The organism is Alkalisalibacterium limincola, from assembly GCF_008017755.1.
GTDB lineage: Bacteria > Pseudomonadota > Gammaproteobacteria > Xanthomonadales > Xanthomonadaceae > Alkalisalibacterium > Alkalisalibacterium limincola.
Window position 1 is genome coordinate 18,313 of record NZ_VRTS01000002.1, and the last position, 13,262, is coordinate 31,574.

Genomic DNA, 13,262 nt, shown 5'->3' on the forward strand with positions numbered 1-13,262 from the left:
ACGCCGGGGGGCGCGCTCGTGGCGCTGGATGTAGTCGGCGAAGTCGGCGTAGCGCGGGCTGCCGTCGGCGTTGACCAGGCCGGGCAGGCCCAGCCGCGCGCCGAGCTCGATCAGCACCGACTGGAACGGGCGCACGTCGCGCTCCGGGTCGTCGGCGCGGGTGTCGAGCACCGGGTGGCGGATGCCGTCCGCGGCGCCGTCGGCATCGGAGATCGGCCGGTCCAGCAGGCTGATGCAGTCGTGGCGCTCCAGGTAGGTGGTGTCGGGCAGCACGAGGTCGGCGTAGGCCACCATCTCCGAGGCGTAGGCGTCGGAGTAGATGATGTGCGGGATGCGGTACTCGCCGGCCTCGTCGCGGTCGGTCAGCCACTGCATCGTCTGCCGGGTGTTCATCGCCGAGTTCCAGCTCATGTTGGCCATGAACATCAGCACGGTATCGATCTTGTACGGGTCGCCCGCCCAGGCGTTTCGGATCAGCGTGTGCATCATGCCGTGCGCGGCCAGCGGGTAGGCCCAGGAATAGGCGTGGTCGATGCGTTGCGGTTGCCCGTCGGCATCGACCAGCAAGTCCTCGGGACCATGCACGAAGCCCAGCGGCGCGGCATCCAGCGTGCCGTCCTCGCGGCGCGTGCGCCCGGGGCGGTTCGCCGGCGGCACCGGGCGCGGGAACGGCGGCTGGAAGCGGAAGCTGCCCGGCGCGTCGACCGCACCCAGCAGCAGCTGCAGCAGGTGCAGCGCGCGGCAGGTGTGGAAGCCGTTGGAGTGCGCGGAGATGCCGCGCATCGCGTGGAAGCTGACCGGCCGACCGATCATCTCCTCGTGGCGCTGGCCGTGGGCGTCGGTCCAGGCGATCGGCAGACGCAGGTCCGAGTCGAACGCGGCCGCGGCGATCTCGCGGGCCAGCCGGCGGATCGTGTCGGCATCGACGCCACAGCGTTTGGCCACCGCATCCGGCGAGTACCGCGGGTCGAGGTAGCGTTCGGCGACCAGCTGGAACGCGGGCACCGCGCGGCGGCCATCGGGCAGCGTCACCTCGCCGACCACCGTGGGCGACAGCCCGGTGCCCTCGGCCGGCAGTGCGGTGGCACGCTCGCGGTCCCAGCACAGCGCTCGACCCTGCTCGTCACGTGCGAACAATCCGTCGTCGGCGCCACCGGGATTGCGCAGCACCAGCCAGTGCGCGTTGGTGAAGCGCACCAGGTAGTCCAGGTCGATGCGGTCGGCGTGCAGCAGTTCGTGGATCAGCGCGAAGGCCAGCAGCCCGTCGCTGCCGGGGCGGATGCCGATCCACTCGTCCGCGATGGCGCCGTAACCGCTGCGCACCGGGTTGATCGCGACGACCTTCGCGCCGCGCCCCTTCAGCTTGCCCAGGCCCAGCTTGATCGGGTTGGAGTCGTGGTCCTCGGCCACGCCCCACAGCACCAGGTAGCGGCTGTGGTCCCAGTCGGGCTCGCCGAACTCCCAGAAGCTGCCGCCCAGCGTGTACAGCCCGCCGGCGGCCATGTTCACGCTGCAAAAGCCGCCGTGCGCGGCGTAGTTCACCGTGCCGAACTGCTGCGCCCACCAGCCGGTCAGTGCCTGGGACTGATCGCGGCCGGTGAAGAAGGCCAGTTCGTTGGGGTCGCGCTCGCGCACGTCCCCCAGCCACTTCGTGGCCAGCGCCAGCGCCTCGTCCCATTCGATCTCGCGGAACTCGCCGCTGCCGCGCTCGCCGACGCGCAGCAGCGGCTTGCTCAGCCGGGCCGGCGAATAGTGCTGCATGATCCCGGCCGATCCCTTCGCGCACAGCACGCCGCGGTTGACCGGGTGGTCGGGGTTGCCCTGGATGTAGCGCAGGCGCCCGTCGCGCAGCCACACCTTGATGCCGCAGCGGCAGGCGCACATGTAGCAGGTGGTCGTCTCCACCCGGTCGCCGGGGCTGGGTGAGGTGTCGAGGTGGTCGTGGGGCATGGGCGAAGTGTGCCTTGACCCAAGGGCCGTGTCGCGCCCGCAACGCTGTGTCGCGCATGCCGGGATCGCGCACCCGGGCGGTTGCGGAGTAAATTTGCGTTCCCCCCGACATGCCACGATGGAATATCCGCATGCGCCTCCCCCGCGCCGGCCTGGCCCCGCTGCTGCTCTCGGCCAGCCTCCTCCTTTCCTCCACCCCGGCTTCGGCAGGCGTCGAGCTGGGCGTGGCCTACGTCGACGAGATCGAAGGCCAGTCGACCCACGCACTGACCGTGAGCTACCTGACCGGGGGTACCCACCCCTGGGAATTCATGGCCGGCCACATCCAGGCGCGCAGCCGCTACAGCCCGGTGTACTCGCCGCATGTGGCCTTCGTTGCGCTCGGCAAGCGACTCACCTGGCAGGGCTGGTTCGTGCAGGGCGGCATCGCCTGGACGGATTCCGACACCGAGGTGCTGTCGAGGAAGTGGCAGTTCATGACCGGCGGTGGCTACCGCTTCAATGCGCGCTGGTCGCTGTCGCTGCGCCACCTGTCGAACGCCAACACCGGCGGCCGCAACCGTGGCGAGAACCTGCTGCTGCTGCAGTACGGGTTCTAAGCGCGCCCGGCAGGGCCTAGACTCGGGGCCGGCAGCCCCTGCATCGAGCCCGCAATGGACCGTTACGAACGCATCCTCGCCATCCACCGCCGGCTGAAGTCGTCACGCTACCCGGTGCCGATCCGCAGCCTGATGGACGAACTGGGCTGCTCGCGCGCCACGCTGTACCGAGATATCGCCTTCCTGCGCGACGCGCTGGGGGGCGCCGATCGGCTCGGAAGGCGACGGGGCGGCGGCGATCCGCTACGAGGTGGCCGACGGCGAGCGCTTCGAGCTGCCCGGCCTGTGGCTGAGTTCGGACGAGCTGCATGCGCTGCTGGCCGCGCACCAGTTGTTCGAGTCGACCGGCTCGGGCGTGCTGTCGAGCGCGCTGGCGCCGCTCAAGGGCCGCATTGACGCGCTGCTGTCGCAGCAGGCCGGCGGCAAGCGCTGGCCGGTGGAGCGGGTGCGGGTGATCTCCAGCGGAAGCCGCCGCATCGACGAGCACGCGTTCAAGATCGCCGCAACCGCGGTGCTAGACCGCCGCCAGCTGGGCTTCGACTACCTCGCGCGCTCGACCAACGAACGCACCCACCGTCGCGTCTCGCCGCAGCGCATGACCCACTACCGCGACAACTGGTACATCGACGCCTGGGACCACGACCGCGAGGCCCTGCGCAGCTTCGCCGTGGACCGCATCGCCTCGGCCCGAGTGCTGGAGGAGGCCGCACGCGACCTGCCCGATGCCGAACTCAACCAGCACCTGGCGTCGAGCTACGGCATTTTTTCCGGTGCGCCCAAGGCCTGGGCCACGATCCGCTTCTCGCCCAAGGCCGCGCGCTGGGTGGCCGACGAGCACTGGCACTCCAAGCAGGAGGGCCGCTTCCTGCCCGATGGCCGCTACGAGCTCAAGGTGCCCTACAGCCACGCCCGCGAGCTGCTGATGGACGTGCTGCGCTATGGCGCGGACGCGGAGATCGTCGAGCCGGAGTCGCTGCGCCAGCAGGCACGTACGCTGCTGCAACTGGCGCTGTCGGCGTATGACTGACCCGGTCCTGCCGCTGGCGGACACCGGGGGCGACCGCATCGTCGGACCCAAGGTGGCGCTGGTGCTGGGTGCGGGAGGTGCGCGCGGCCTGGCGCACATCGGCGTGCTGGAGGTGCTCGGCGAGCGCGGTTACCACGTGAGTGCGCTGGTCGGTTCATCGATGGGCGCGCTTGTGGGTGGCATCTTCGCCGCCGGTCACCTGCACGAGTACCGTGAGTGGTCGCTGGCGCTCGACCGCGGCAGCGTGATCCGGCTGGTCGACTTCGTCTTCGGCCACCCCGGGCTGATCAAGGGCGAACGCGTGATCGGCGCGCTGCGCGAGCTGGTCGGCGAGCACCTGATCGAGGAGCTGCCGATTCCCTACACCGCCGTGGCCACCGACCTGGGCAGCCAGCGCCAGGTCTGGCTGAGTCGGGGCAAGCTGTTCGACGCGATCCGCGCCTCGATCGCGATCCCGATGCTGCTTACGCCACATCGCATCCACGGGCGCGACCTGGTGGACGGAGGCCTGCTCGCGCCGTGCCGATGGCGGCCACCCGCCAGGCCTTTGCCGACCTGGTCATGGCGGTCGACGTGAATGCGCGACCGAGGCATGCGCGTCACGAGCAACCCGTCACCGAAGACGACGCCGAGCCCGACGCCCCGGCCGAAGGCATGCGGGCGCGCGTGGCGGGGCTGTTCGAGGCGCTTGTGGACTGGCGCGCCAAGCCCGAGGAAACAGGCCCGCCGGCACCGGGCCTGGTCAGCCAGATGTCGCGCTCGCTCGATGCGATGCAGGGCCAGCTCTCGCGCGTGCAGCTGGCGATGGATCCGCCCGACATCCTGGTCAAGGTGCCGCGCGACAGCTGCGAGTTCCACGAGTTCTGGCGCACCGCGCACATGATCGAGGCTGGACGGCAGGCGGCGACGCGCGCCATCGACGCCTGGGAAGCGCGCTAGCCGTGCGGTGGCCCTCGTTTCCAGGGCGTCTCAGTCCGTGAGAAGCGGCCCCGGCAGCATCGACTCCATCGAACCCGAGGAGTCCCGCCATGCCCCGCCTGCGCCCCGACCCTGAATTCCTGAGCCTTGAGCAGCGCCTGACCCGCGCCCTGGTGCAATGCCTGCTGGTGGGCCTCGCCCTGTGCCTGCTGTTCCCCGCCGCCCGCGGCCACAGCGTCCTGCTGGGCTGGATGCCGCTGTGGCTGGTCGGTGCGCCGGCCTTCTCGCTGCTGGTGCTCAAGCGCCACGCGCTGTTTTCGACGCGCGACCCGGACCCCGGACCTCGTCCCCGGGGCCGGTCGCCGCCGTCATTTCGTCCGCGGGCAGGCACGGCGGGTGCGCCGCGCGATCGGCGGGGCCGGCGTCCGCCCGCTGCGTGTCAGTCGCGGCTCCCCAGCCGCTTGCGCTCCATGCGCCGCAGGAACTCGTCCATGATCCGCCGGTACAGGTCCTCGCCCAGGTAGGCGTCCTCCACCCCGGCGTCGATGCTGGGGTTGTCGTTGACCTCGATGACGGCCACCCGGTCATCCGTGGCCTTGATGTCGACGCCGTAGAGGCCGTCGCCGATCACCGCGGTGGCCTTGACGGCCAGCTTCACCACCTCGGCAGGCGCGTCGCGCACCGGCAGCGTGCGGAAGCCGCCTGATTTCGCGGTGCCCTTGGCGCCATGGTCGTAGATCTGCCAGTGCCCGCGCGACATGAAGTACTGGCAGGCGTACAGCGGCTGCCCGGCCAGCACGCCGATGCGCCAGTCGAACTCGGTGTACATGTATTCCTGCGCCAGCAGCAGTGCGGTGTGCTCGAACAGCTTGGCCGCCGCTGATTTCAGCTCTTCCGGCGTGGACACCTTGGAGATGCCCCGCGAGAAGCTGCCGTCGGGGATCTTGAGCACGATCGGGAAGCCCAGGACGTCCGGCAATGCGGCCAGCTTCTGCGCATCGTCGCGGAACACCACCTCGGTGCGCGGCGTCGGCAGCTTCTTCGACGCCAGCAGGTCGTTGAGGTAGATCTTGTTGGTGCAGCGCAGGATCGAGGTCGGGTCGTCGATGACCACCATGTCCTCGCGCTCGGCGCGGTGGGCGAAGCGGTAGGTGTGGTGGTCGAGCGCGGTGGTCTCGCGGATGAACAGGCCGTCGTATTCGGCCAGCCGTGCGAAATCGTTGCGGCCGATCGGGTCGACCTCGATGTCGAGCGACTTGCCGGCTTCGATGAAGTGCCTGAGCGCCTTCGGGTTGGACGGCGGCATCGGCTCGGCCGGGTCCTGCAGCATCGCGATGTCGTAGCGGTACTTGCGCTTGGCGCGCGGCTTGCGCCAGATCCTGCGGCTGAAGCTGTCGAGCGCGGCGGCGAACAGGTCTTCCTGTGCCTCGTTGAGCGTGTTCAACCCGGCCGGCTTCACCGCGCTGATCTGCCACACCTTCTGCCGGGTGAACTCCAGCTTCAGGATCGGGCAGGGGAAGGCCTCGAACACCTGTCGCGCCAGGTCGGCCAGCGGCGCGTGCCGGGTCTGGCCGAAGAACACGGTGGCGGCGAATTCGCTGGTGTCGCCGCCGGGCAGGTGACGGTCGAGCTTCTGGTTGAGGTCTTCGATGTCGATGCCGTACAGCGAGCGGCGGCGCAGGTCGTTGATCGTGCGCACCGACGGGATGACCTTGTGCCCGCGCGCCTCGGCCAGCAGCGAGACGTAGTAGCCGATGCCGAGGTAGCGGTAGCTGCGGCACAGGTTGATGACCTGGGCGCGCTCGCCGTCCACCAGCGGGCGCTTGAGGTAGTCGGTGGCGCTGATGACATTGTCCGAGGGGTAGTAGGCACCCCAGTCGGCGGGCTTCTCGACAACGATCAACAGGCGACTCATTCAGGGGCTCCTTGGCTGGCGAAAGTCTGACAGGTTCGCGGCGCTGCGGAAGGGGGGTGCTGGGGGCGGTTGCCGCGCGTTTAGCTGCGCATTGCCGGTGCGGGCCCGACCGGGATGGCGTTCCCGGCAGGGGCTGTCGCCCCACGTGCCCGTTGGCGCATCATCCGGCTGCATGGAACCGACCGACCCCTGCTGCGCGACGCCGTGGCCGACGACCTGCCTGCGCTCGTGGCGCTGGAGTCGACCTTCCCCGGCGATCGCCTCAGTGCGCGCCAATACCGCCACCACCTGCGCAGCCCGCGCGCACGGCTGCGAGTGGCGGTGTCGGAAGGTCGGGTGGTCGGCGCCAGCCTGCTGCTGACCCGCTCGGGCAGTCGCCGGGCCCGGCTGTATTCCATCGTCGTCGACCCGGCCTGCCGTGGGCGCGGCCTGGGTCGGGTCCTTCTGGAAGACGCCCTGGTACAGGCGGGTCGGGCGGGCTGCGGGCGGCTCGGGCTGGAGGTGCGCGCCGACAACAGCGGGGCGCTCGCGCTTTACCGCGGGCTGGGCTTCACCGAGCAGCAACGCCTTCCCGCCTATTACGACGACGGGATGGACGGCCTGCGGCTGGACAAGGCCACGGACCCGGACGGCATGCCTTAAGTCACGGGCTGGGGCAGGCCCGGGCATGGTAGTTTCCGGGGGCTGTGCGGCCCGGCAGCCGATCCGCCACCTGGAGAACCCGATGTCGAAGACCCCGATCGCATGGATGCTGGCCGGCCTGTTCGCCGCCGCCCCCATGGCCCACGTGGCCCACGCCCAGGAAAGCAGGGCCCAGGAGAACAGGATCTCAGACGTGAGTGAAACCGAAGACCCCCATCTGTGGCTCGAGGACGTAGAGGGCGCGCGTGCGCTGGACTGGGTGCGCGAGCGCAACGCCATCTCGCAGTCGCATTTCGAGGCCCAACCGCGCTTCATCCAGCTGCGCGACGACCTGCTGGCGATCCTCGACTCCGACGACCGCATCCCATACGTGGAGAAGCGGGGCGAGTACTACTACAACTTCTGGCGTGACCGGAACAACGAGCGCGGTGTCTGGCGGCGCACGACGCTGGAGGAATACCGCAAGCCCAGCCCGCGATGGGAGACGGTGCTGGACCTCGACGCGCTGGCCGCCGCCGAGGAAGAGAACTGGGTCTGGGCCGGCAACTCGTGTCTGCGTCCGGCCTACGAGCGTTGCCTGGTGAACCTCTCGCGCGGTGGCGCGGATGCGACGGTGACGCGCGAGTTCGACCTGCCCTCGCGCAGTTTCGTCGAAGGCGGCTTCCAGCGGCCGGAGGCCAAGGGTGGCCTGCAGTGGATCAACGCCGACAATGTCTACGTCTACACCGACTTCGGCGACGGCTCGATGACCGAGGCTGGCTACCCGCGCACGGTGCGCCAGTGGGTGCGCGGCACGCCGATGTCCGAGGCCGAGATCGTGTTCGAGGGCCGGGCCGACGACATGTACATCGCCGGCTACCACGACCACACGCCGGGCTTTGAGCGCGATTTTGTCTCGCGCACGCTGGCCTTCTACAACGACGAGCTATACGTGCGCGGCGACGACGGCGCGCTCGAGCGCATCGACGCGCCCAACAGCGCCAACAAGGGTGTGTTCCGCGAACACGTGTACTTCGAGCTGCGCCAGCCCTGGGAAGTTGGTGGCCGCACCTACGCCGCCGGTTCGCTGCTGCTGGCCGACCTCGATGCGTTCATGGCCGGTGGACGGGAGTTCCAGGTGCTTTTCGAGCCCACCAGTACTACCTCGCTGGCAAGCTTCGGCGCGCTCAAGGACCATCTCTACATCAACGTGCTGGAGGACGTGAAGAACCGCATCTACATCCTCACGCCGGGCGAGGACGGCTGGAGCCGCGAGCCGCTGCAGGGCGCGCCGGGGATCGGCACGGTCAGCATCAGCGCGATCGATGCCGACGCGTCCAACGCCTACTTCCTGACCGTCACGGACTACGTCACGCCCACCACGCTCTATATCGGTGAAGTGGGCAGCGATCCGGAGCCGCTGCGCCAGCTGCCGGCGTTCTACGATGCGCAGGGCCTGGCGATCAGCCAGCATTTCGCGACCAGCAAGGACGGCACCCGCGTGCCGTACTTCATGGTCGCGCGCGAGGACCTCGACCTCGACGGCGACAACCCGACCCTGCTTTATGCCTACGGCGGCTTCGAGATCTCGCTGACGCCGGGCTACAACGCGTCCGCCGGCCGCGCTGGACCAGCCAGGGTGGCGTCTACGTGGTGGCGAACATCCGTGGCGGTGGCGAGTATGGCCCGCGCTGGCACCAGGCGGCGCTGCAGGAGAACCGCATGCGGGCCTACGAGGACTTCGCCGCGGTGGCCGAGGACCTGATCGCGCGTGGCGTCACGAAGCCGGCGCGCCTGGGCATCCAGGGCGGCTCCAACGGCGGCCTGCTGATCGGCAACATGATCACCCACTGGCCGCAGCTGTTCGGCGCGGCGGTGATCCAGGTGCCGCTGCTGGACATGAAGCGCTACCACCGCCTGCTGGCCGGTGCGTCGTGGATGGCCGAGTACGGCAATCCGGACATCCCGGAGCAGTGGGAGTTCATCCAGACCTTCTCGCCGTACCAGAACCTGCGCGAGGACGCGGACTACCCGGCCACGCTGTTCACCACGTCCACCCGCGACGACCGGTGCACCCGGGGCATGCGCGCAAGATGATGGCGCGCATGGAGGCCCAGGGCCACGACGTGACCTACTACGAGAACATCGAGGGTGGGCACGGCGGCGCCGCGAACAACCGCCAGGCGGCCTACATGCAGGCGCTGGCGTACAGCTTCCTGCACGAGCGCCTGTTCGGCGACACCGCGGAATGAGTTCCGGCCGCGCCAACGGCGCCGGCTTCCTTCAATTTTCATGCTGGAGCGACCATGCTTCCCCGACGACCTCTCCTGTTCCTGGCCCTGGCCGCCAGCCTTGCCATGACCGCGTGTTCCGACACCACCGGCACCCCCGCGAGCGCGCGCAGTCCGCGCCGTCGACGCAACGCGTCGAGTCGCGCCTGGCCGCGGTGGCCGACCTGCCGGCACCGCCTGTGGCCCAGAAGCGCGACTACCAGGTCGAGGCACCGCACGGCGCGGTGCGCAACGACGAGTACTACTGGCTGCGCGACGACACCCGCGAAGACCCGGACATGCTGGCCTACCTCAATGCCGAGAACGCCTATGCCGACGCGGTCATGGCACCGCTGGCGGAGTTCGAGGAGCACCTGTTCCAGGAGCTGGTGGGGCGCATCAAGCAGGACGACTCCAGCGTGCCGTTCCAGTACAAGGACTACTGGTACTACACCCGCTTCGAGACCGGCCAGGAGTACCCGATCCATGCCCGCCGCAAGGGCGACATGGATGCGCCGGAAGAAGTGATGCTCGACATCAACGAGCTGGCCGGCGACAAGGCCTTCTACCAGGTGGCGAACTGGGAGCTGAGCCCCGACCAGAAGTTGCTGGCCTTCGCCGAGGACGACGTCGGCCGCCGCCAGTACACGATCCGCGTGAAGAACCTCGAGACCGGCGAGATGCTGCCGGTCGAGGTGCGCGGGGCGTCGGCCTCGATCGCCTGGGCCGGTGACGGCCAGAGCTTCTTCTGGGTCGAGAACGATCCGGTGACGTTGTTGACCAAGCGCGTGCGCCGCCACGTCATCGGTGCCGACCAGTCCGAGGACGCGCTGGTCTACGAGGAGACCGACGACAGCTTCTACATGGGCGTGGGCCTCACCCGCTCGGAGCAGTACGTGTGCATCTTCGTGCGCTCGACCGTGTCGAGCGAGCAGCGCTGCGCCCCGGCTGCGGAACCGACCGACTTCACGGTGATGGCCCCGCGCGAGCGCGACTTCGAGTACTCCGCCGACCACCTGGCCGGCCGCTGGGTGATCCGCACCAACTGGGACGCGCCCAACTTTCGCATCATGCAGGTGGCCGACGACCAGGTCGGCGACCGGTCGAAGTGGCGCGACCTGGTGGCCCACGACGAGGACGTGTTCATCAGCCGCGTCGAGTTGTTCGACGACTTCATGGCGATCGGCGAGCGCTCCGGCGGGCTGACCCGGGTGCGCCTGCTGCCGCGCGAGGGCGAGCCGAATTACGTCAGTGCCGACGAGTCGGCCTACACGATGGCGCTGTCCACCAACGCCCAGCCCAACACCGACTGGCTGCGCTACACCTACACCTCGCTGACCACGCCGGCGACGACCTACGAGCTCAACATCGCCACCGGCGAGCGCCGCATGCTCAAGGAGCAGGAGGTGCTGGGCGGTTTCGACAAGAACGACTACGTGACCGAGCGGCTGTGGGCGCAGGCCCGTGACGGCACCCGAATCCCGGTGTCGGTCGTCTACCGCCAGGGCTTCGAGAAGGACGGCAGCGCGGCGATGCTGCAGTACGCCTACGGCTCCTACGGCAGCAGTTCCGACCCGGCGTTCAACTCCAACATCATCAGCCTGCTCGACCGCGGCATGGTCTATTCGATCGCGCACATCCGTGGCGGCCAGGAGATGGGTCGGCACTGGTACGAGGACGGCAAGCTGCTCAACAAGGTCAACACCTTCACCGACTTCATCGACGTCACCCGCTTCCTCGTGGCCGAGGGCTACGCCGCGCCCGACCGCGTGGCGGCGCTGGGCGGCAGTGCCGGCGGCCTGCTGATGGGCGCGGTGGCGAACATGGCGCCCCAGGACTACCGGGTGATGATCTCGCTGGTGCCGTTCGTCGACGTGGTGACGACGATGCTGGACGAGTCGATCCCGCTGACCACCAACGAGTTCGACGAGTGGGGCAATCCGAAGGACCCGCAGTTCTACGAGTACATGCTGTCGTATTCGCCCTACGACAACATCGAGGCCAAGGACTATCCGGCCACCTTCGTCGGCACCGGCCTGTGGGATTCGCAGGTGCAGTACTGGGAGCCGGCGAAGTACGTCGCGCGCCTTCGTGCGCACAAGACCGACGACAACCTGCTGGTGTTCCGCACCCAGATGGAGGCCGGCCACGGCGGGCGCTCGGGCCGCTTCCAGCGCTACCGCGAATGGGCGGAGAGCTACGCGTTCATGCTCGACCAGCTGGGCGTGCGCGAATAGAGGCCTGCACACATGCCGACTTGAAGGGCCGCCTGCTGGCGGCCTTTCTTTTTCCCCGGCAAGCGCACCGTAGTGCAAATCGGCTACGCTCCCCCGCGGGCAGACAGGGGGCTGTGGGGATGCGCAAGGCTTGGGGTGTCGGCGTGCGGCCGTTGGCCGCGGGTGTGTGCGGGTTGTTGCTCCAGTTGGGCAGCGTGGCGATGGCCACCAGCGGGAGCGAGCAGGACTGGGAACGCCATCTGGATGCGCTCGAGCGCATCGAGGCGATCCAGGACCCGCTGGAGCGCTGCCTGGCCATGCCCGCACCGCCGGAGACCCATTGGCCGGAAGGCCTGTGGAACGACAGTTGCCGCTTCGACCTGGCGCCGCGCCAGGTCGTGCAGGTGGACGACATCTATCGCATGCTCGACGCCGGAGAGCTCGAGACCCTCGACGCGCTGTTCCGTGGGTACCAGGCGCAGGACGAAGCCCACCCGGACGGGTCCCTGACGCTGCGCGCCGCCCTGAAGCTGTTCCGTCGGCTCGACGCGATAAGTGCCGGGGAACGCTGGGCCCGGCTGGCTCCCGACAGCGTGTACGCACGCATGGCAGGGGCCAATGCGGCGCTCGAGCGCGCATGGCGCGCGCGCGGCACTGCCTTCGCCCAGCAAACCTCGCGACAGCAGTTCCGTGAGATGCGCCGGTTCATGGACACGGCGCTCGCCCATGCGACCCGGGCGCTGGAACTCGACGAGGGGCTGGTGCAGGCCTGCGCGTTGAAGGCCCAGGTGGGGCGGGTCGACAGCCGGCCGGACGTGCGGGAGCGTGCCCTCGCGCACTGCCTGCGGGTGGCACCGGATTCGTTCCAGGTCTGGAGCGAGATCTACGACGGCGCCGAACCCAGGTGGGGCGGCTCGGTCGAGGCGCTGGCCGGGGTGGCCGCGGAGGCCCGCAGCCGGGTCGCACGCAATCCCATGCTGGCGAGGCTGGCCCGTGACCCGGAGGTGCTCGCCCTGGTGTCTTCGGGTGACGTGCGCAGGGAACCGGATCTGGCGGACGCCCGCTACCCGCTCCTGCGGCCCGAGGCCTTGGCCTCCACGAACCGCAGCATCGCCGATGCGTTCGCATCGACTGCGCGCCGGACGGAACGCTATCGCGAATCCGTGGCATTCCTCAGCATGGCACTGCTCCGCGAGACGGACGAGGACAGGCGCCAGCACGATCTGTACGAGCGCGGGGTCGACCTGCAGCGGCTGGGACGGTACGCCTGGTCCCTGCGCGACTGGGACCTCCATGTCGCCAAGGTGCCCACCGGAAGCTGGAACCACTTCTACCGCGGCCAGGCCCTGTTCGCACTGGAACGCCACGACGAAGCGCGCGATGCCTATGAGGACGCCTACCGCTTCTTTCCCGACTCGCGGCGCCGGTCCCTGGAGCGGCTCTGGGAGCTGGAGATGTCGCAGGAACGGGTGGACGCCGCCGTGCTGGTCCTCCGGCGCCTGAACCGGCTCGCGCCGCAGGATGCGCGGTACTGGTTCACGCTGGCCGAATTGCTCTACGACCTCGATCGCGACGGATTCGAGGAGGCGGCGAACCAGTTCGTCGAGCGCGCACCGCGGGATCCGGGCAACGAGCGCCTGATGGCCGCACACGCGACGATGGCCGACATGCGCGCCGAGTGGGGGCGCCGGCGTATCGAAGGCCCGCCCGAGGGCTGAGGCGGTGCTGGCGGACGTCGGCCTGTCG

At 69.3% G+C, this 13,262-nt stretch carries 7 protein-coding genes and 3 pseudogenes; 8 read left to right on the forward strand and 2 right to left on the reverse strand.

Annotation, left to right across the window (positions count from 1 at the left end; genetic code table 11):
• Nucleotides 1-216: 216 nt before the first annotated feature.
• Nucleotides 217-1,950, reverse strand: a pseudogene (locus FU658_RS15915) (molybdopterin-dependent oxidoreductase); the annotation flags it as partial.
• A 131-nt stretch (nt 1,951-2,081) separates the two neighbouring features.
• On the opposite strand from FU658_RS15915, the gene FU658_RS03060 reads away from it, so the two are divergent.
• The 4 genes and pseudogenes from FU658_RS03060 to FU658_RS14655 all read left to right on the forward strand — a co-directional run bounded on the left by FU658_RS03060 (nt 2,082) and on the right by FU658_RS14655 (nt 4,515).
• Nucleotides 2,082-2,549 carry an acyloxyacyl hydrolase gene (locus FU658_RS03060; protein WP_187265878.1) on the forward strand — a complete coding sequence of 156 codons (468 nt, stop codon included), beginning with the start codon at nt 2,082-2,084 and terminating at the stop codon, nt 2,547-2,549.
• Nucleotides 2,550-2,603: 54 nt separating this feature from the next.
• Nucleotides 2,604-3,576 (forward strand): annotated as a pseudogene (locus FU658_RS03065) (helix-turn-helix transcriptional regulator).
• Nucleotides 3,569-4,153 carry a patatin-like phospholipase family protein gene (locus FU658_RS14650; protein WP_222708344.1) on the forward strand — a complete coding sequence of 195 codons (585 nt, stop codon included), beginning with the start codon at nt 3,569-3,571 and terminating at the stop codon, nt 4,151-4,153. The pseudogene FU658_RS03065 and the gene FU658_RS14650 overlap by 8 nt, the downstream one beginning before the upstream one ends.
• A complete protein-coding gene (locus tag FU658_RS14655) occupies nt 4,102-4,515 on the forward strand; it encodes a patatin-like phospholipase domain-containing protein (RefSeq protein ID WP_222708345.1) in 414 nt (137 codons plus the stop codon). The genes FU658_RS14650 and FU658_RS14655 overlap by 52 nt, the downstream gene beginning before the upstream one ends.
• A gap of 418 nt (nt 4,516-4,933) precedes the next feature.
• Here the strand turns inward: FU658_RS14655 and FU658_RS03080 are convergent, their stop codons facing one another.
• A complete protein-coding gene (locus FU658_RS03080) occupies nt 4,934-6,409 on the reverse strand; it encodes a RimK family protein (RefSeq protein WP_147890758.1) in 1,476 nt (491 codons plus the stop codon).
• 114 nt (nt 6,410-6,523) lie between these two features.
• Between FU658_RS03080 and FU658_RS03085 the strand changes: the two genes are divergently transcribed.
• The 4 genes and pseudogenes from FU658_RS03085 to FU658_RS03100 all read left to right on the forward strand — a co-directional run bounded on the left by FU658_RS03085 (nt 6,524) and on the right by FU658_RS03100 (nt 13,234).
• Complete coding sequence (locus FU658_RS03085) at nt 6,524-7,051, forward strand: GNAT family N-acetyltransferase (protein WP_147890759.1); 528 nt, start codon at nt 6,524-6,526, stop codon at nt 7,049-7,051.
• Nucleotides 7,052-7,133: 82 nt separating this feature from the next.
• A pseudogene (locus tag FU658_RS03090) lies at nt 7,134-9,282 on the forward strand (prolyl oligopeptidase family serine peptidase).
• 185 nt (nt 9,283-9,467) lie between these two features.
• Complete coding sequence (locus FU658_RS03095; protein ID WP_255505420.1) at nt 9,468-11,537, forward strand: S9 family peptidase; 2,070 nt, start codon at nt 9,468-9,470, stop codon at nt 11,535-11,537.
• Between the two features lie 119 nt (nt 11,538-11,656).
• Nucleotides 11,657-13,234 (forward strand): tetratricopeptide repeat protein, encoded by a 1,578-nt coding sequence (locus FU658_RS03100; RefSeq protein WP_187265879.1) that lies wholly within the window; start codon nt 11,657-11,659, stop codon nt 13,232-13,234.
• Nucleotides 13,235-13,262: the final 28 nt, after the last annotated feature.

What these genes read in the sequence shown, in the direction of transcription:
- FU658_RS14650 (WP_222708344.1), top strand. Translation starts at nt 3,569, where the DNA reads ATGACTGACCCGGTCCTGCCGCTGGCGGACACCGGGGGCGACCGCATC.
- FU658_RS03100 (WP_187265879.1), top strand. Translation starts at nt 11,657, where the DNA reads ATGCGCAAGGCTTGGGGTGTCGGCGTGCGGCCGTTGGCCGCGGGTGTG.
- FU658_RS14655 (WP_222708345.1), top strand. Translation starts at nt 4,102, where the DNA reads ATGGCGGCCACCCGCCAGGCCTTTGCCGACCTGGTCATGGCGGTCGAC.
- FU658_RS03080 (WP_147890758.1), bottom strand. Translation starts at nt 6,409, where the DNA reads ATGAGTCGCCTGTTGATCGTTGTCGAGAAGCCCGCCGACTGGGGTGCC.
- FU658_RS03060 (WP_187265878.1), top strand. Translation starts at nt 2,082, where the DNA reads ATGCGCCTCCCCCGCGCCGGCCTGGCCCCGCTGCTGCTCTCGGCCAGC.
- FU658_RS03085 (WP_147890759.1), top strand. Translation starts at nt 6,524, where the DNA reads ATGGCGTTCCCGGCAGGGGCTGTCGCCCCACGTGCCCGTTGGCGCATC.